Annotated in this window: 13 protein-coding genes and 1 other RNA gene; 9 read left to right on the top strand and 5 right to left on the bottom strand. The window is 65.4% G+C overall.

Annotated features, from left to right (window positions below; genetic code table 11):
• Positions 1-2: 2 nt before the first annotated feature.
• From smpB to ssrA, 3 genes are all read left to right on the top strand, one after another.
• Positions 3-491 (top strand): SsrA-binding protein SmpB, encoded by a 489-nt coding sequence (gene smpB, locus A5699_RS11620; RefSeq protein ID WP_003881401.1) that lies wholly within the window; start codon positions 3-5, stop codon positions 489-491.
• A gap of 280 nt (positions 492-771) precedes the next feature.
• A complete protein-coding gene (locus A5699_RS11615) occupies positions 772-2895 on the top strand; it encodes a bifunctional diguanylate cyclase/phosphodiesterase (protein ID WP_231965688.1) in 2124 nt (707 codons plus the stop codon).
• A gap of 48 nt (positions 2896-2943) precedes the next feature.
• Positions 2944-3312, top strand: a transfer-messenger RNA (tmRNA) gene (gene ssrA, locus A5699_RS11610).
• A gap of 53 nt (positions 3313-3365) precedes the next feature.
• On the opposite strand, the gene A5699_RS11605 is transcribed toward ssrA, so the two are convergent.
• Positions 3366-5939, bottom strand: coding sequence for a S8/S53 family peptidase (locus A5699_RS11605; RefSeq protein ID WP_157561204.1), 2574 nt, complete (start codon positions 5937-5939; stop codon positions 3366-3368).
• Positions 5940-6176: 237 nt separating this feature from the next.
• On the opposite strand from A5699_RS11605, the gene A5699_RS11600 reads away from it, so the two are divergent.
• Entirely contained in the window at positions 6177-7121 is a 945-nt protein-coding gene (locus tag A5699_RS11600) for a cutinase family protein (RefSeq protein WP_067769322.1), read from the top strand.
• A gap of 6 nt (positions 7122-7127) precedes the next feature.
• On the opposite strand, the gene A5699_RS11595 is transcribed toward A5699_RS11600, so the two are convergent.
• Positions 7128-8363, bottom strand: a complete 1236-nt coding sequence (locus tag A5699_RS11595) for a sensor histidine kinase (RefSeq protein ID WP_067769320.1) — start codon at positions 8361-8363, stop codon at positions 7128-7130.
• 161 nt (positions 8364-8524) lie between these two features.
• Between A5699_RS11595 and A5699_RS11590 the strand changes: the two genes are divergently transcribed.
• The 3 genes from A5699_RS11590 (at position 8525) to A5699_RS11580 (ending at position 14094) form a co-directional block, all read left to right on the top strand.
• Positions 8525-9262: a TIGR02206 family membrane protein gene (locus tag A5699_RS11590; RefSeq protein ID WP_067769398.1), complete on the top strand. Its 738-nt coding sequence runs from the start codon at positions 8525-8527 to the stop codon at positions 9260-9262.
• Positions 9263-9424: 162 nt separating this feature from the next.
• Complete coding sequence (locus A5699_RS11585; protein ID WP_067769318.1) at positions 9425-12277, top strand: RND family transporter; 2853 nt, start codon at positions 9425-9427, stop codon at positions 12275-12277.
• Positions 12278-12681: 404 nt separating this feature from the next.
• The gene (locus A5699_RS11580) at positions 12682-14094 is read left to right on the top strand and encodes a DUF4185 domain-containing protein (protein ID WP_076242141.1); all 1413 of its coding nucleotides are present in this window, start codon (positions 12682-12684) and stop codon (positions 14092-14094) included.
• On the opposite strand, the gene A5699_RS11575 is transcribed toward A5699_RS11580, so the two are convergent.
• Both A5699_RS11575 and A5699_RS11570 read right to left on the bottom strand, forming a co-directional pair.
• Positions 14066-14728 carry a TetR/AcrR family transcriptional regulator gene (locus tag A5699_RS11575; protein WP_067769314.1) on the bottom strand — a complete coding sequence of 221 codons (663 nt, stop codon included), beginning with the start codon at positions 14726-14728 and terminating at the stop codon, positions 14066-14068. The two genes, A5699_RS11580 and A5699_RS11575, sit on opposite strands and share 29 nt — an antisense overlap.
• Positions 14725-16062 (bottom strand): aromatic ring-hydroxylating dioxygenase subunit alpha, encoded by a 1338-nt coding sequence (locus tag A5699_RS11570; RefSeq protein ID WP_067769312.1) that lies wholly within the window; start codon positions 16060-16062, stop codon positions 14725-14727. The genes A5699_RS11575 and A5699_RS11570 overlap by 4 nt, the downstream gene beginning before the upstream one ends.
• A 99-nt stretch (positions 16063-16161) precedes the next feature.
• Between A5699_RS11570 and A5699_RS11565 the strand changes: the two genes are divergently transcribed.
• Entirely contained in the window at positions 16162-17922 is a 1761-nt protein-coding gene (locus A5699_RS11565) for an amidohydrolase family protein (protein ID WP_067769310.1), read from the top strand.
• An 18-nt stretch (positions 17923-17940) separates the two neighbouring features.
• Positions 17941-18954 carry an alpha/beta fold hydrolase gene (locus A5699_RS11560; protein ID WP_067769308.1) on the top strand — a complete coding sequence of 338 codons (1014 nt, stop codon included), beginning with the start codon at positions 17941-17943 and terminating at the stop codon, positions 18952-18954.
• Here the strand turns inward: A5699_RS11560 and A5699_RS11555 are convergent.
• On the bottom strand, positions 18899-19516 hold the full coding sequence (locus A5699_RS11555) for a TetR/AcrR family transcriptional regulator (protein ID WP_067769306.1): 618 nt from the start codon (positions 19514-19516) through the stop codon (positions 18899-18901). The genes A5699_RS11560 and A5699_RS11555 overlap by 56 nt on opposite strands.
• Between the last annotated feature and the right edge of the window lie 29 nt (positions 19517-19545).

Here is a 19545-nt window from a genome sequence, read left to right as displayed (position 1 = left end):
TAGTGGCGACCAAGAAGTCCAGCCCCGCCGGCAACAAGCAGATTGTGGCCAGCAACCGCAAGGCGCGGCACAACTACACCATTCTCGACACCTACGAGGCCGGCATCGCGCTGATGGGCACCGAGGTCAAGAGCCTGCGCGAAGGCCAGGCCTCCCTGGCCGACGCGTTCGCCACCGTCGATGACGGCGAGATCTGGCTGCGCAACGTCCACATCGCGGAGTATCACCACGGCACCTGGACCAACCACGCCCCGCGACGCAACCGCAAACTGCTGTTGCACCGCCGCGAGATCGACAATCTGATCGGCAAGATCCGCGACGGCAACCTGACCCTGGTGCCGCTGTCGATGTACTTCTCCGACGGCCGGGTCAAAGTGGAGCTGGCGCTGGCCCGCGGTAAACAGGCCCACGACAAACGCCAGGATCTGGCCAAGCGTGACGCCGATCGGGAGATCATCCGCGAGCTCGGCCGCCGCGCCAAAGGCATGTGAGGCCGGTTCGCAGCTGCTGAAATGGCTGCGGCTGGTTAGCTCCCGTCATCGAGGGGCTATACCTGCCTGACGGGTTTGGTCGTATGGGCGCACAGGGAGGTGGCGGGTGGCATCACACCTGCCGACATGGCGTCCGGTACTCGTTGTCGGAGTCCTGGTCGCCGCCGGGGTCAACGCGTTGGCGTTGTGGGGGCCCGGGGTGGCGTACCGGGGCGAGGCGGTCCTGCAACTGTGCACCGGGCTCGTGGCGGTGGTGTGCGGTGTCGTGGTCGCGGCGCGGATGTCGGGCGCGGCCCGCTGGTGGCGGTTGCTCTACGTCGCCGCGGTGCTGATGTGGCTCGTCGGCCAGGTTCTGTGGTGGACCCATGGCGCTGGGCCGGTGCCCTCCGCGATGAAGGTCAGTTACCTGGTTCTCCCCGCGTTGATCACCGCGTCGTTGGGACTGCTGGTGTATTCCAGCGGCGGCCTGCCCACACCTCGGGAGGATCCGCTGCGACGCACATTCGCCACGAATCTGCTCGACGGCACCGTCGCCGGGGCATCCTTTCTGATCCTGGCGGCCATGGGCGATTTCGGGACACATTCGACCGCCTCGCTGCCGCGGTCCGGCGTTCCCACACTCGATGTCATCTTTGCGGTCGCCGAAGTGCTGCTGGTGGCCGCGGCCGTCGTGGTCGCGATGGTCTATGAGCCCGGCCGGCCTTACCGGACGAACTATCTACTGCTGGCCGGCGGCCTCATCACGATGGCGGCCTCAGACCGAATCGTCGCGTATTTCCGGTCCGTGGGCGCCGCCGGCGGTGACCTGTGGGGCGGGATCGGATTGGTCGTCGGTCCGGTGATCATCGCGTTCGCGATGCTGGAGCAGACGCCGCCGGAGGTGTGCGACGACACGGACCGCGGAATCGACTGGGCCAGGCTGGTTTTGCCCTACATCGGATTTCTCGGCATCGCGGTGCTATTCGCCTATCACGTCATGATCGGTCAACCGCTGGATCCGTTTGTGGTGTGGGCGACCGTGGCGATGGTGCTGCTGGTCACCGTTCGACAGATCCTGGCCATGCGCTCGCAGCACCTGCTGACCCAACAGCTCTACCGGGCGCAGCGCCGCCTGGGCCACCAGGTGTATCACGATGCCTTGACGGGTCTGCCCAATCGTCTGCTGTTCCGGGAGCGACTCGATGAGGCGATGAAGCGCGGGCAGTTCGTGCTGATCTTCATCGACCTCGACGACTTCAAGGAGGTCAACGACCGGTTCGGCCACGCGGCCGGCGACGAGTTGTTGTGCACCGTCGGGGACCGTCTCAAGCGCTGCATCAGCGATGCCGACACACTGGCCCGGATCGGAGGCGACGAGTTCGCGGTTCTGATCGAGGGGGAGAGCGGCAACCCTGAGGTGGCGGCAGACCGCCTGCGGGTGGCGTTGCGTGACCCGTTCCCGGTGCACGGGTCGTCGGTACGGGTCAAGGCGAGTATGGGTCTGGTGCCCTCGGGAGCCGGTGGGCCCGAGCAAACCTCGGACGACGTGTTGCGTCAGGCCGACATTTCGATGTATGCGGGCAAACGCCTCGGTAAGAACACCGCCGTCGTCTACCAACCCGAATCGGATACACAGGTCGACTTCCCGACCGTGTTGCGGGCGGCCGCCGGCGTCCCCGACGGTTTCAGCCTCGCCTATCAACCCGTGGTCGACCTCACCGACGGGACGCTCGTCGCCGTCGAGGCGCTGGCGCGCTGGACTGCTCCCAACGGCTTGCAGATTTCGCCGGAGACCTTCGTGGCCATGGCCGAGGGCGCGGGGCTGGGCGCGACGTTCGACGCCATGGTGCTGGACCTGGCATGTCAGGAGGTGGTCGCCTCGGGCCTGCAGGTCGACCTTCACGTCAACATCGGGGCTGCGCGGTTGGGCAACACCGGTTTCGACGAGCAGGTACGACGCGTCCTGGAGCGTCATCGATTGCCGGGGCACCGCCTGGTCGTCGAAATCACCGAAACGCTACCGATTCTCGACCTGACCGCCGCCGCAGCGCAGATCGAACGGCTCAACGCCATCGGGGTGAAGGTCGCCCTCGACGATTTTGGCGCGGGATACAACTCGCTGACCTATCTGCACGCCCTGCCGGTGCAGATCGTCAAACTGGACCGCAGCCTGGCCGTGGATGCCGAGCCCGAGCGGGATTTGACGCTGTACCGGTCCGTCATCGGCTTGTGTAGCGATCTGGGCTTCAGCGTCATTGCCGAGGGCATCGAGTCGACCCTGCAAGCCGGCACCATCCTGGCCGCAGGCTGTCAGCTGGCGCAGGGGCACCTGTTCGGACGTGCGACCCCGCTGAGCGATATCAGCGTGCGGTGGGCAGATGCGGTGCGTCAGGACGCGGAATATTCCAACGTTGGGCGGGGTTGAAGGATCCGGTACTATTGACTGTCCTGCCGAAAGTCGGTGGGGATGCGAGGGGCTGATCGGTTTCGACTTCGCGCATCGAATCAAGGGAAGCGTGCCGGTGCAGGCAAGAGACCACCGTAAGCGTCGTTGCAACCAATTAAGCGCCGATTCCAATCAGCGCGACTACGCACTCGCTGCCTAAGCGACTGCGTGTCTGTCAGACCGGGAGCGCCCTCGGCCCGGACCCTGGCATCAGCTAGAGGGACCCACCCACGGGTTCGGTCGCGGAATCCGTGGGGACATCAAACAGCGACTGGGATCGTCATCTCAGCTTGTTCGCGTGACTGAGAGATCCGAGTAGAGGCACAGCGAACTGCGCACGGAGAAGCCTCGAGGACATGCCGTAGGACCCGGGTTCAATTCCCGGCAGCTCCACCGGTAGTAAGCAGGCCAGGGACAGAGTCCCTGGCCTGTTTACTGTCTCGGGCAGCTCACCGTGAGGGTGCGACGAACCGCAGTCCGGTGACCGGTGTTTCCTCAGGCCGGGTCAGCCGCAGCGCGTACAACCCGGGTGCAACTCCGCGCGTGTCGATTTCCACGCGGCCAGTCGTGTGCTCGCCCTTGGCGACGACGTTTCCGCTGAGGTCGAGCAGTTCCGCGGTCACCGGTAGCTCTTCGAGCGACGGGTTCGCGATGGCGATGGATTCGCCAACGGCGACACCGGCTTCCGCCGGCTGAGTGGTCAGCTCCACCGCGTACCGCACCTCCGGATTCACGAACTTGATCGCGTCCGGGTTCAGCCACCACTCCGGCATCACCTCGTACGACGGGAAATCGGCGGGCCGGAATCGCGGGTCGGCCATCATGGCCACCGTCAAGCTGTACCGGGTCTGCTCGTCGCCGGATACCTTGAGGAAGCTCGTCGCCTGTTCGGGCGGCCGGATGTCGTGGTAGGTGTCCGGACCCCACTGATGGAGTACGTTGCGCTGTTCGTCGAACAGCGTGAGGGTCACGGGCTTGTCGGAGTTCATGAAGATGAACGGGATTGCCTTACCCTCGTGTGCCGGAGCCCAGAACTTGAAGAAATCGGTGTCGATCTTCCACTTGCTCCCATACGGGAAGACAGCTGCCAGTGACTCGTACCGGTGCAGTGTCAGATGGAACGTGCCGGGTCCGTGTCCCTGCCCGATGTCCAGTGGCGGCTTGCGGAAGCGGAGTTCGGTCGCCGAGTCGAACGAGTTGTTGGGCTCGAACTTGTCGGGCTGCAGCGGCGTCAGCCACGGTCCGGCGATCAGTGAATACGCGGTGACGCCCCCGTAGCTCTTCACCTTGATGATGTAATCGCCCTGGGGAACGTTGCCCGCCGCGAAGAAAACCCCGTCCTGCGGATAAACCGTTGTCAGGCCTTCGATCTCGCGCCCTGATGTATCGAGAACCTCGACATAGAGGTTTGCGATCTTGTGATACCAGATCACTTGAATCCTCAGCTCCGAGTAGTCGGAGGTCTTGAACGACCAGTAGTCGGCGTCGCCGTTCTGCTTGCTGATGGCGAGCCAGTCCGGACGTGGGATCCGCACGCCGCCCATGATGTCGGTCTGCAGCGGTCGAGCGGTGGCGATGCTGTCGCCGGCGTCGACCGGATCGGGGAGTACGCCTTGAAGTACCTCGTTCACCGCGGCGAACGCGTCGAGTCCTCTACTGGTCATTCCGAGAAAGCCGGGTTCGCCTGCCCAACTGGTCCGTTGCAGTAGTGGTTCGACGTCCGCGTTGGAGATCAACGGGTCGATGGCGCGCAGCATCGCCGCGGTGCCGGCGACCAGGGGCGCCGCGGCCGATGTCCCGGACATGCGACGGCCGAATGCGTTGTCGGCATCCGGCATCACCGGAAGCTGGGTGCCGGGAGCCCAGATTGTCACCGACGGGCCGTAATTGGAGTCCGCCCTGGGCGTGACGTTGTCCGGGCCGAGGGCGCCGACCGTGATGACGCCAGGGGTGCGGGTCGCCGGACGGACCCACTTGTCCGGAAGGCGATATCCACTGTTGCCGGCTGCGACGACGATCACGACGTCGCGGTCGACGGCGTATTGGAAGGCGTTGACCCAGTCGGCATCCGGGAAGGTATCCCAGATGGTCTGCGGTGGTGTACCGAAGCTCATGTTCACCACATCGATACCCCAATATCCGCAGATCTTGATGCCGCGCATTATCGAGAAAATGTCTCCGCCGTGCCTCATCAAGACCGGGAATGCGACTGTGCCGCCGGCTCCTGCCGCGCCCTGCTGGTTGTTGACAGTCGCCGCGGCGAGGCTGGCCGCGCCGTTGCCGTGCCAGTCGTGATTGGTGCTGCTTTCGCTGATGTCGCGGTCGTCCCGGTCGATGTTGTACGTGAAGACTCCGCGGTCGAAATCGGAGCCGGTCTGCCCGGGATGCCGCAGCGGCTGACCTGCGGCGTCGAACCAGAAGCCTTGGTCCATGACGGCCAGCGTCGTCAAGGCCGTGCCTCCGTTGCCGGCACGGTAGGAGTCGACGAGTTGCCACGCGTCTACGATCCGCGCGCGGCCACTGAACGCCGGCCATAGTTGCGGGTCGCTCTGCCCCCACTCGGTGACGGAAGCTTCCGTCGTGGAGAACATGTTCAGTCGGGCGGGCTTCACCAGATGGTTGAGTCCGACGGATTCTCTGGGTACGTCGATGCTCGCGACAAGCGCCGCCACCGACGCGGCCATCTCCGACGAGAAGTGCGGCAGCGGTGCATCGGTGGATCGACTCACCGCCCGCTCGAATATCGCCGCCGCGTCGCGGATTCGCGGTGGCTCCGAGAACACCACTCGAACGCTGTCCGGCGGTGGTTCGACCAGCCCGTGGTTACGCGCGGTTCGACCTAGTTCGCGCGGACGGCGCGGCAACGGTCGCGGCCGGATCGCCGTTGCGCCGAACTTGGCCGTCAATTCGTTGATTGCGTCGACGTGTTCGGCACCGATCAGCAGTTCGTTCTCACGAAACAGCGCAGGCGCATCACCGCTGCCGGTGAAATCCATGGCCCCGACCCGCGATTCCGTTTGCACGGAACACAGGTGAGCTTCCTTTGCCGCACGCGACAGGGGCTGTACCAATTCGCGAATACTGTCGTGAGCCACGATGTCCTCCTCGGTGATTGCCTCGGATTTTCATGGTGGGTTTGCCGCGGGAGGGGCCGGTAGCGTAGTCGACTACGTCAGTCAGCGTTGGTCGGTGGCCGGTGCCCGGGTGGACCAATCGGGCACACCGGAACCATCTGCCCTGGGCACAGGTTAGATTGAGGAATGTTTTCTCGCCGCATCGCTAGCCCCCGGGGCAGTGCGCGGTCAGGTGGTCGCTGGGTCGGGCTTGGCGCTGCTGCACTTCTCACCGCGGGCGTTCCGCTCGTCGCTCTCACCGCACCGCCGGTGGCGTCTGCCGCCGACTGTGCCGACGCCGAGGTGGTCTTCGCTCGCGGCACCGATGAGCCGCCCGGTATGGGCCGCGTCGGCGATGCCTTCGTCGATTCGCTGCGCAAGCAGACCGCGGGCATGACCATCAACACCTACGGGGTGAACTACAAGGCCTCCAAGCTGCAGCTGCACGGCGGTGATGGCGCCAAGGACGCGATTTCCCACATCAAGTCCACGCTGTCGTCGTGCCCGGACACCCAGATCGTGCTCGGCGGCTACTCGCAGGGCGCGAGCGTGATCAACATCGTGGCCGGCAACCCGCTCGGCGGGATCAAATGGGGCGACGGGCTACCGGCGGAGTACGCGGACAACGTCGCGGCGATCGCCACCTTCGGCGACGTCGGCACCCGCACCAAGCAGTCGATAGCAACCCAGAGCGCCCTGTTCGGTTCCAAGGCGATCGACCTGTGCAACCCCATGGACCCGATCTGTCACGAGGGCCAGGGCAACGAATGGAGCGGACACACCGAGGGTTACGTCCCCGTGTACACCACGCAGGCGGCGGCGTTCGCGGCAGCCAAGCTGCTGGCCGGTTCGGGTCAGTCGGTGCCCGGATACGGGCCGGCGCTGCCGGATTACGGGTACGGTCCGACGCTTCCGGGCTATGGTCCGACGCCGGGATACGGCCCCACCCCGGGCTATGACCCCAGCACATCCCTGCACGGCCCGCAGCCGGGCTACAGTCCCGAGACGCCGGGCTACGGTCAGCAGCCACCCGGACTTGCTCCGTCGACGTCGGTTCCCAGCTCGCCGGCCTCGGAAGTCGGCTTGGTCTGAGCGGTTTCACACCGCTGCCGGCGACGGAAGCGTGATCGCGATCTCGGTGCCGCGGGCATCGTGCACGTCGAGCACACCACCGAGCGCCAACACCTTGGCGCGGATCGACGCGAATCCGATGTGACCGGTTTCGACGCTCAGCGCGAGGCGCTCGGGTTGGATGCCCACGCCGTCGTCGGCGACGCATAATGTGGCGCGCGCGTCGGACCGGGTCAGGGTGAACCGCAGGTTGTCGGCCTTGGCGTGCTTGATCGCATTGGTCGAAAACTCGCGCGCCGCGCTGTAGAGCAGGTGATCGGCGTCAGTCCGCAGATCCTCGGGCCAGTTGTCGAAGTCCAGGTGGACAGCGAGGTTGGTGCGTGCGGCGATGCCGTCGGCCAGTGAGGTGATGGCGGCCCGCAGACCGGCGCGGGCAAGCACCTCGGGGTGCAGTTCACGGACCACGTCGCGAAGCAGTCGCGAGCACTCACCGAGCGCGATGTCCACGCGGTCCATCGATTCGGCGGATCCTTCGCGTACCTCTTCCATCTCCCGGCGGGATGCCAGCACATACTGCAGGGCCCCGTCGTGCAGTCGCTCCGAGAGCGTTTGTCTCTCACGCTTTTCCAGCGTGACGATCTCTTCGAGCAGGTGGCTACGCTCCTGGGCCAACCGGGCAATCGTCTGCTCTTTCGACTGTTGGATCCACGACAGCGTGACCGACCCGGCGGCCAACCCGAACAACAGGCCGGTGGTGGTGAGAATCGAACCCCAGGGCTCGTCTCCGTTGGCCTCCTGGTTCACCCAGAGCACGACGACGTAGGCGGCCACGGTGGGGACGGCGATCACCGCGCTGACGAACGGATCGAGTTGTGCCGCCGCGATCAGCGGGATCAGAAACAACCCGTAGTGAAGCACGTCGGAGGTCCAGGTATTGGGGGAGCTGAGCCCGGATTCCACCGAAAGTGCCGACACCACAGCGACATCCGCGCACAGCATGAGCAGTGCCACGCAGCGCCGGGCTTCGGCGCCCGCGCGACTGCTCCGCTGCAGCGCCCAGAAGCCCCAACCGGCGATCGCCACCAGGTAGCCGATCCACAGCAGTGCGTAGGGCCAGCGGTAGGTTTCGGGCGGTTGCAGGAACAACGCGAAGAAGATGAACGCCGCCAACAGGATCCGCAGGGCCAACTGCAGCAGCAGCCCGCGAAAAGCTGCGCCCTTCCAGCGTTGCTCCAAAGCCGTTGCCGCCGCGCGCCTGACCATTTTCGACTCCCGCCAACCGCAAGGTCCGGCAGGAGTATAGGGCGGTTCGAGCAGGTCCAGAGCCAGGTTGACGAAGTTTGCGCGCCTGACCGGCCCGCCTGAACGCCACCTGCCATCATGGATGACGGGTCCCGCGGGTGCGAAACCGGGGAGGTGATCGACTGTTGACCGCACAGCGTGAGTTCACGGCCTACGGCCCGTCGCATCTGGTCGTGCTGGCGGTGTTCGTCCTCGGGGGAGTGCTTCTGGTCATGATCGGCCGGCGTCAGAACGAGGCGCAGGCCCGGGTTTTCAGCCGTGTACTGGCCGGACTGCTCGTCGCGGCGTTCGCAGTGGCGTTGGCCTACAAGCTGATCGTGCCCGATATCGACACCTCGATTCCGCTGCAGTTGTGCGACCTCGCCGAGCTCGCCGCCGCCTATGCCTTGTGGTCGCAGCGGCATTGGGCATTCGTGCTCACCTACTACTGGGGTCTCGTGCTGAGCTCGCAAGCCTTGCTCACCCCGGACATCGGCACACCGCGCGAAGGCGCCCCGGACTTTCCGCACCACCTCTTCGTCACGTTCTTCACGCTGCATGTGCTCGTGGTGTGGGCGGCGATCTACCTCACCTGGGGGCGCGGCAGACGCCCGCGCTGGCGCGACTACCGCTTCGCCGTCGCGCTGACCCTCGGGTGGATGGCGTTCACGTTCACCTTCAACGCGATCGCCGGCACCAACTACGGCTATCTCAACCACAAGCCACCCACCGCCTCGGTGCTGGACGTGCTCGGCCCCTGGCCGGTGTACCTGTTGGCCGAGATCGCGGTCGTGATGGCGGTGTGGGCGCTGATGACCTGGCCATGGGAGCGATCGCGGTCTAGCTGTGAAGATGCTGTCAATCGGCGCCGGAATCGATGATTGACAGCGACATTTTGACGGGCTACGTATATTACGCGCGACGGTGTTTTTGTATCGTCTGCGACCTGTCCCAGAGGGCGACAGTGGCCTGATCGAAGGGGCGGTTGTGCGGACCACGGCACCGAATCCAGACGCCGGACGTCTGGCCGCGGCGAGCGGACGATGAGCGCCCACGGCAAGGGCACGGCGGGCTCGGGCATCGCCCGGGCCGTCCGCATGCTGGCCGTGCCCATCCTGCTCGGCTGGGTGGTCCTGACCGTCCTGACCAACGTCCTGGTGCCGCCGCTGGAGAAGGTCGGCGAGGAGAACACCGTCGGCCTGAGCGCCCAAGACGCGCCGGCCATGATCGCGATGCGCAAGATCGGCAGCGACTTCCAGGAATTCGATTCCGACAGCAGCGCGATGGTGGTCCTGGAGGGCGAACAACCCCTCGGCGACGATGCCCACCACTATTACGACGGCATCGTCGACAAGCTCGAGGCTGACACCGCCCATGTCCAGCACGTCGCCGACTTCTGGGGCGATCCGCTGACCGCGTCGGGGGCGCAGAGCAACGACGGCAAGTCGGCCTACGTCCAGGTGCACCTACGGGGCAATCAGGGCGAAACGCTGGCCAATGAATCGGTGGCCGCGGTTCGCGACATCGTCGCGCAGTCCCCGCCTCCACCGGGTGTCAGCGTGTTCGTCACCGGTGGGGCGCCGCTGGTATCGGATCAACACCATGCCGGCGACAAGAGCGTCGCGCGGGTCACTGCCATCACGCTCGTGGTGATCGCGGTGATGCTGCTGATCGTCTACCGGTCGATCGCCACCATGATCCTGATCCTGCTGATGGTGTTCCTCGAGCTCGGTGCCGCCCGCGGGATCGTGGCATTCTTGGCGCACAACGGGATCATCGGGTTGTCGACCTTTGCGGTGAACCTTCTGACCCTGATGGTGATCGCCGCCGGAACCGACTACGCCATCTTCGTGATCGGCCGGTATCAAGAGGCCCGCGGTGCCGGTGAAGATCGAGAAACCGCCTACTACACCATGTTCAGCGGTACCTCCCATGTCGTGCTCGGCTCGGGCATGACGATCGCCGGCGCGATGCTGTGCCTCAGCTTCACCCGGTTGCCGTACTTCCAGACCATGGGCGTGCCGTGCGCGGTCGGCACGTTCGTCGCCGTCGTCGCTGCCCTGACGATGGGCCCGGCGGTGATCGTGATCGGCAGCCGGTTCGGACGGTTCGAACCGAAACGCAGTATCCGGTCGCGGGGTTGGCGTCGCGTCGGGATCGCCGTGGTCCGCTGGCCGGGACCGATCCTGGTCGCGACGTTGGGTCTGGCGCTCGTCGGTCTGCTCACCCTGCCGGGGTACAAGACCAATTACGACGCCCGCAAGTATCTACCCTCGGACCTGCCGGCCAACGTCGGATACGTCGCCGCCGAACGTCATTTCAGCGCTGCGCGGATGAATCCCGAACTGCTGATGGTCGAGACCGATCACGATCTGCGCAACCCGGCGGACTTCCTGGTCATCGACAAGATCGCCAAGGGCATCGTGCGGGTGCCCGGAGTGTCTCGGTTGCAGGCGATCACCCGCCCCAACGGGCGCCCGATCGAGCACACGTCGATCCCGTTCCTGTTGAGCCGGCAGGGCACGACCAACACCATGAACCGCAAGTACATGCAGGACCGGATGGCCGACATGCTGGTTCAGGCCGACGAGATGCAGAAGACCATCGACACCATGGAGGAGATGTCGCGGCTGACGCAGCAGATGGCCGACATCACGCACTCCATGGTGACCAAGACCAAGACGATGACGCTCGACATCGCCGAATTGCGAGAGAACATCGGTAATTTCGACGATTTCCTACGGCCGCTGCGCAATTACTTCTACTGGGAGCCGCACTGCGCCGACATTCCACTGTGCTGGTCGCTCCGTTCCATCTTCGACACCCTCGACGGCATCGACGCGTTGACCGACGACGTCCAGCAGTTGGTGCCCGAGCTGGAGCGGCTCGATACTCTGATGCCGCAGCTGGTCACGCTCATGCCGCAGCAGATCGAGACCATGCGCACGATGAAGACGTTGATGCTCACGCAGCGGGCCACCCAGGCCGGGCAGCAGGATCAGATGGCCGCGATGCAGGAGAATTCGACGGCCATGGGCAAGGCCTTCGATGAGGCCCGCAATGACGATTCGTTCTATCTTCCACCGGAAGCCTTCGAGAACAAGGACTTCAAGCGGGGGATGAAGAATTTCATCTCACCGGACGGAAAGTCGGTGCGGTTCATCATCAGTCACGAGGGCGATCCCGCGACACCCGAGGGCGTCGCCCACGTGGACCCGATCAAGCTGGCCGCCAAGGAGGCGCTCAAGGGCACACCGTTGGAAGGCTCGAAGATCTACCTGGCCGGCACCGCGGCCACCTACAAGGACATGAAAGACGGATCGTTCTACGATCTGGTGATCGCCGGAATCGCGGCGGTGTCACTCATTTTCATCATCATGCTGCTGATCACCCGGAGTGTGGTGGCGGCCGCGGTGATCGTCGGCACGGTGCTGCTGTCCCTGGGCGCGTCGTTCGGCTTGTCGGTGCTGCTGTGGCAGCACCTGCTCGGCTTGGAACTGCACTGGATGGTGCTGGCCATGTCGGTCATCCTGCTGCTGGCCGTCGGTTCCGACTACAACCTGCTGCTGGTCTCCCGGTTCAAAGAAGAGCTGCCCGGTGGGCTGAAGATCGGGATCATCCGAGCGATGGCGGGCACCGGCTCGGTGGTGACCTCGGCGGGTCTGGTGTTCGCCTTCACCATGGCGTCGTTCGCCTTCAGTGATCTCAAGGTGATGGCCCAGGTCGGCACGACCATCGCACTCGGTCTGCTGTTCGACACGTTGATCGTGCGGTCGTTCATGACGCCGGCGATCGCGGCGTTGCTGGGCCGGTGGTTCTGGTGGCCACAGGTGATCCAGTCGGCGGCATCGAAGCGGCGGCTGGCCGCGCTCGGAAACATCACTGCCCACGCGTGAGCGCTGGGCTCCTACGTGGGCAGTGGCTGAAAAACTACTTCTTGTTGCCGCCGGGGCGAGGCGGTGGCGGCGGTTTGGCCTTGGTGGTCGGCTCGAACTTGCCGCCCTTTTTCGGATCATATGTTCCGGCCATGGTGATCCCTCTCGTTCGTTTCGATAGTTCCACCACAACCCACCGTAGCGACGAACGTCCGTCCGCGCAGTGACTACGTTCAACAAATAGGACAACAGCCAACACGCCGAGCTCGGTTGCGACACGGTCACGGGACGGTACCTATCAATGCATCACTGGTCACATCGACAACATTGATCACTAACGTCACTTCAGCCAACTGTGACGTCATGTCGACGTCCCTGTATTGGGAAGGTGTGACATGTCGCGACGTCCTCGAGGTGCTTCGACGATGGCAGCGGCGGCCGCAATCGGACTCGTGGTCGCGGTCGGCGTAGCGCCGAGCGCATCGGCCGAACCGTGCGAAGGCGCTGCCGCTGCGGCGCAACCGCTTCCGAACCAGGCGTTCCAGATTCCCAAGCCCTCGCGGATCGCGCCCTTCAACCGGCCGATCGGTCACAAGCCGGTCGGGGCCAATGACCAGGCGCCGACGCCCAAGCTCGGACAGCTGCCGCTGGCGATCCTCAAGGCGCTGATCCCGAACTCCGGACAGGTCAGGCAGAAAGCGGCCGTCGTGCCCAGGCCGAATCCCGGTGGCACACAACCGGTCCCCAACGCAGCCCAGCCGGCCCCGGTGCCGGCGGCACCACAGCCGGCACCGGCCCCCGCGGCGGCCGTACCGACACCCGGGCCGCCGCCGGGCACCTCCATCGTCGGGTGGGTCACCGGACCCGACAGTCCCAACGAGACGATCAAGCGTTTCGCCATCACCGGGACGGATCTCGGAATCATGTGGGACAACGGGGATCCGGTGAACCGGCAGGTGTTGATGGCTTTCGGCGACACCAACGGCTACTGCGGCATCCCCGGCAAGCAGTGGCGGTACAACGTGTTGTTCCGCAGCCAGGACGGGTCACTGGCGCGGACGATCGCGGTGCCGGATGGTCAGGTGGCCAACAAGTATTCGGGTTCACCGGTGTGGCGACAGGGCATCTCCAAGCAGATCATCAACAGCATCGGCCGCGCCCCGGAGGAGACCGGTGTCATCCCCACGGCAGGTATTGCCGTGGGCCGCAACCAGTATCTGAATTTCATGTCGATCCGGAACTGGGACAGCCCGGGCGCGTGGTCCACCAATTTCTCGGCGATCGCGATGTCGCCGGACAACGGTGAGAACTGGGGTGTGTACCCCGGGACCATCCGTACGCCCGCGGGCGGCAACGAAAACTTCCAGATGGGCGCGTTCCTCAAGCCGGGCCCGGGCGATCCGTACATATACACGTTCGGTACTCCCAACGGCCGCGGCGGCTCGGCCTACATCGCGCGAGTGTCGCCGGCGTTCATCCCCGACCTGACCAAGTACGAGTACTTCAATGCCACCAACAACGCCTGGGTGCCCGGCAATCCAGCGGCCGCCACACCGGTGATTCCCGGGCCGGTCAGCGAAATGTCGGCCCAATACAACACGTATCTCAAGCAGTACCTGGTGCTGTACGGCAACGGGGCCAACGACGTGGTGATGCGGACGGCGCCGGCTCCCCAGGGCCCGTGGGGCCCGGAGCAACTGGTCGTGCCCTCGTCGCAGATCCCCGGCGGCATCTATGCGCCGTATCTGCATCCGTGGTCCACGGGCCGGGAGCTCTATTACAACCTGTCGCTGTGGTCGGCCTACAACGTCATGTTGATGAAGACCGTGCTGCCCTGACCCGACGAGGCCCGGCATCGGACTGCGCCAGCGGTGCCAACAACGCGTCGAGGCCGTACTCGAACACCGCGTCGTAGTCGGTGGGTGACTGCAGGGCAGCGACCAGTTCCTGATCGGGCCAGGCCGCCGTCCACAGCGAGGGGTCCTCTTCCTGGTGTCGTGGACCGCGTACGGCCGAGAACTGCATCACCGCAGAGGAAATCACGTGCACCTGCACGGCTCGCAACACCAGCGCCGCGCGGGTGCCGGTGACGCCGATCGCGGCGAGTTCGGCCGCGAGTCGCTGCTGGACCGGCAGAAACAGCATCGGCGTGCGGTCGCGCTCGTGGGCGATCGCCAGCAGATGTTGACGCTGGATCAGCAGGCTGCGCTGGTTGCGCGCCAGCGCGGCGATCCGATTCGACGGCGTATCACCGTCCATCGGCAGACCGGCCATCTCGGCCAGTAGACGGTCCACCAGACTGTCGAACAGCGCGTCCCGACCACCGACATGCCAGTAGATCGAGGTGACCGCCACACCGATGCGTTCGGCGAGAGCACGCATCGAGAACGCCTCGACGCCATCGGATTCGATGAGGCGGGCGGCCGCGTCGAGGACGACGTCGGCATCGATTGACCGCGGCTTACCGTTCACGAGGGTGTCGCAGCGTCGGTGATGTGCTCGGTGGCGGGCAGATCGAGGTAGCGCTCGAGATTGCGGTGCATGTTGATGATTCGGCGCTCCTCGCCGGAGAGCACCAGATGGGTGAATCCGGGCTGGTGCATGCCGCGTTGCAATCCGGTCAGCACGGCGATGTCCTGGCTCATCACCAGGCCGGGGTGTGCCTGCTCGGCGCTCATCCGGACATCGGTGGGCTTGGTCCGCGGTGAATCCGGTGGCATGCGGGCCATCAGCGTCATCACGAGGTGACCACGGTCGGGGTCGGTTCCGGGCAGTGCGGTCATCACGGTGAGGTGGTCGGCGCTGGCGAGCAGGGTCATGTTGGGAAACATGTTGTACTGGTGGAGCCGCATGACCTGGTCGGTGTCGGCCCAACCGATGTCGACGCCGCGGCTTGCCGCGAATTGCCTGATCTTGGCGGCGATCACGTCGGCCACCGATTGGCCCGACACCTGTTCGTCGTGTGGGAACGGGGTGCCTTCGGCCACGCCCATGAGTGGACCCTGGGTGGCCACATAGGCATCCCAGACGTCCTGATCGCTCAGTGCACCCGCCAGCCGCGGGCTCGGCACCCCGTAGAGCGACTCCGATTTACCGGTGTGACCCCAGATGGTCTGGGGTGCATAGACGTCGTCCATGCACCGGTGCAGTTCGGGGTGCAGGGTTTGGACGTGGTAGGTCTCGCTGTATCCGTCGGCGATCGTCTTCCAGTTCGCCTCGACATCGATGGTCATGGTTGCGTAGCAACGGAAGTCGCCGAGGCCGCACCAGGCGATGTCCTCGGGAACAGCCTCCAGGTAGTCGGCCAGCGGCATCGCCGCGGTATCGAGATTGACGAACACGAATCGCTCCCAGGTGTCCACCTGTACCGGCACCAGCGGGAACTCGGACATGTGTGCCGACCCGAAACCCTTGCGGTTCGGGATGCGTCGCAGGGCGCCGGTCAGGTCCCAGGTCCAGCCGTGGTAGCCACATTTCAGTTCCCGGAGGGCGGAACCGCTGCCGGTGCACAGCGCGTTGCCGCGGTGCCGGCAGGCATTCTGGAATGCGCGCAGTACCCCGTCGTGACCATGGATGATCAGCACCGAGTAGGGGCCGCAACGGTATTCGAAGTAGTCGCCCGGCTCGGCCACATGATCGAGCGTGCACGCAGCCTGCCAGACTCGCGGCCACATGCGCTCGACTTCGAGTCGGGCGAAGGCCGGGGAGTAGTAGCGCTCGGCCGGGACCAGGGTCGGCCGAGCGGGCGGCTCACCGATGGCATCCGCCTTTCGTGCGTTGCCGGGATGAGTGGAACTCAGGGTCATGGAGTGCCTCCCGCGGAAAGATCGAAAACCCGGCACGGGGTTCTGTAACGGTGTTACATTGCCACCGTAGCGGCCCGGACGTTCTCAAGGGAGCAAAACGTGTTCGATCTCAAGATCACCGGTGGCACGGTCGTCGACGGCACCGGTGCAGACCGATTCACCGCCGACGTCGGAATCAAGGACGGTAGGATCGTCGCGGTGCATCGGCGCGGACCGGACGATCCCGGGTTGTCCGGCGAGGCGGCCGAAACCATCGATGCCGCTGGAAAAATCGTCGCACCCGGGTTCGTCGACATCCACACTCACTACGACGGTCAGGTCAGCTGGGACGACGTGTTGGAACCGTCCAGCAACCACGGCGTCACCACGGTGGTGGCCGGCAACTGCGGCGTCGGCTTCGCGCCGGTGCGCCCCGGTCGCGAAGAATGGCTGATCTCGCTGATGGAGGGTGTCGAGGACATCCCCGGCACCGCCTTGACCGAGGGCATCACCTGGGGTTGGGAGACCTTCGGTGAGTACCTGGACGTGATCGGCAAGCGTGAGCTCTCCGTCGACATGGGAACCCAGATCGCCCACGGCGCAGTCCGCGCGTACGCCATGGGGGAGCGTGGTGCCCGCAACGAACCGGCCACACCTGACGACATCAAGGCCATGGCCGCCCTGGTGCAGGAAGCGATCGAGGCTGGGGCACTTGGATTTTCGTCTTCCCGGACGCTGGCGCACCGCGCGATGGACGGGGAACCCGTCCCGGGCACCTTTGCGGCCGAAGACGAGCTCTTCGCGCTGGGGCGGGCCGCTGCGGCCGGTGGGGCCGCGGTCTTCGAGTTGGCCCCACAGGGTGCGGCGGGCGAGGACATCGTCGCGCCAAAGACCGAGCTGGAGTGGATGCGCCGGCTCGGTGAGGAGATCGACTGCGCTCTGAGCTTCGCGTTGATCCAGGTCGACGCCGACCCGAACCTGTGGCGCGAGCAGCTGGAGCTGTCAGCGGCCGCGCATCAGGCCGGCAGTCGGCTTTTCCCGCAGGTCGCGGCGCGGCCGTTCGGCATGCTGCTGGGATTCCCGGGTCACCACGCCTTCACGCATCGGCCGACCTTCCGGCGGCTGAAGGCCGAATGCAGCCGTGCAGAGCTGGCCGAGCGACTCGCCGATCCGGCGGTGCGGGCCGCGATCCTGTCCGAGGACGATCTGCCGATCGACCCGGACAAGTTGTTCGACGGCATGTTCATGCTGGCGCAGAACGTCGCCGACCGGCTGTATCACCTTGGGGAGCCACCGGATTACGAACCGACCGAGGAGCGCACGGTGGCCGCGATCGCCAAGCAGCGAGGCGTTGATCCGCTGGCCGCGATGTACGACCTGATGCTCGAGGCGGATGCCGGCGCGATGCTGATGTATCCGATGTTCAACTACGCCAACGGTAACCACGACGCGATCCGGGAGATGCTGACCCACCCGGCCGGCGTGCTGGGCCTGTCCGACGGCGGTGCGCACTGCAGCATGATCTGTGACGCCTCGTATCCGACATTCCTGTTGACCCACTGGGCCCGCGATCGGTACCGCGGCGAGAAGCTGTCGTTGGAATACGTGATCCGGAAGCAGGCCAACGACACCGCGCAGCTGTTCGGCATGACCGACCGCGGCGTGATCGCCGAGGGCAAGAAAGCCGATCTCAACGTTATCGACATGGACGCCCTGACGTTGCATGCGCCGAGGATGGCCTACGACCTGCCGGCGGGCGGAAACCGATTGGTGCAGGGCGCCAGTGGTTACGACGCCACGATCGTCAGCGGCACCGTGACGCGGCGCGGCGGCGTCGACTCCGGTGCGCGTCCGGGCCGTCTGGTCCGTGGGACACGTTGACCGGTAGGGTCTTTCGCCATGGCGGGTTTCCGTTACGATCCGCGTCAGCGCCCGGCCCAGCCTCCCGCGCCGCCCGCTGACGCGTTCACCATCCACACTGCCCCGGTCGCCGACGATGTGTCACTGGCGTTCGTTCGTGAAGGTGTCGGCGGCGTACCCCTGGTACTGGTCCACGGATATCCGGAGACGAAGCGGATCTGGTGGCGCAACATCGAGGCGCTGGCCGCAGCCGGGTTCGAGGTCATCGTGCCGGACCTGCGCGGCATGGGGGACAGCTCGATCCCGACCGATGATCAGCACGACATCGTCACCTATTCGCGCGACCTCCATGTCCTGGTTCATGACCAGCTCGGGCACGAGTCGTGTCTGATCGCGGCCAGTGACGTCGGCGCGGTGGTCAGCACCGATCTGATCCACCGGTTTCCCGGATTCGTCAGGCGTTTCTGCGTTTTCAACACGGTTCCGCCGATGGCCGTGGATTATTCGGGTATCCGCTCGCAGCACCCGGCCACGGTGGGAGGCGCGGCCGACCCGACCGGGGACTATCGGTGGATGCAGGGCGCGTTCCCCGACGATCTCGCGGCGATGCTGCCGACGCCCGAGGCGCGTCGGCAGTGGGTGGCGGCGATGTACAGCAACCGGTTGTGGGGTTCGCCCTACGCATTCAGTCAGGCCGACGTGGATTTCATGACCGAGCCGTATGCCGATGAGGCACGGTTGCGGGCCGGTTGGGCGTCGTATCAGTTGGCCTACGGCCGCGCCATGTCCGACATTCCGCTGATGGGGGCGGTCGAGGTGCCCACCCTGGTGCTCTACGGCCCCGACGATCACGTCGTCGGCGAGGATTTCGTGCCGAAATGTGAGCGGGCATTTCCCAATCGCATTGGGCCGCTGGTGGTTCCGGGGGCCGGTCACTTCCTGCAATGGGAACGCGCCGACATCTTCAATCGGCTGATCCCCGCGGTGTTCGGTGACGTCATCGCGACTCATCGGTCGGCTGAGCCAGAATCGTCCCACCCAGCCAGCGTCTGAGGAAGCGCCGCAGCTCGTCCCGGCTTCGGCCGGGTTCGTTGGGCGCGACGAAAAACGACAACATGGTGCGCAGCGTGAACTCGACGAGCTCGCGCAGTGAGGATTCGTCGTAGCCGTACTTCTCCCAGTCGACGTCGAAGCGGGTGATCATCCGCATACCGAAAGCCTGGCCCTCGTCCGAGGCGACGTTGACCGAACTGGTTGCGGCCTGCGGCCCCGACAGCATGATGCGCAGATGCGGTACGCGGGCGACCTCCTCCAAGGTGAACATGACGCCTTCGGTCATCGCCTCGGCCGGGTCGCTGATGCCACGAACGCTGTCGGCGAGCCGGTCGAGAAATCCGTCGACCGTGGCGATCGCGGCGGCGTGCATCAGGGACTCGGCGGTGGGGAAGTAGCGATACACGGTCTGGCGGATGACGCCGAGGGAGGCCGCGACGTCGGCGATGCTGATCCCGGTGCCGGTTTCGGAGATCAACTGCACCGCGGCGGCCACGATCCGTTCGGAGGCTTCCTCGTCGCTGCCGGGCGGCCGCCCGTCCCACCCGCGCCTACGCGCCACGGTCGGAGATTCTGGCCGGCAACACCCCT

Origin of the sequence: Mycobacterium sp. E802 (genome assembly GCF_001666875.1) — a bacterium.
Taxonomy (GTDB): domain Bacteria; phylum Actinomycetota; class Actinomycetes; order Mycobacteriales; family Mycobacteriaceae; genus Mycobacterium.
The sequence above is the reverse complement of the archived record's forward strand: the minus strand, read 5'-3'. Positions and strand labels throughout refer to the sequence as shown.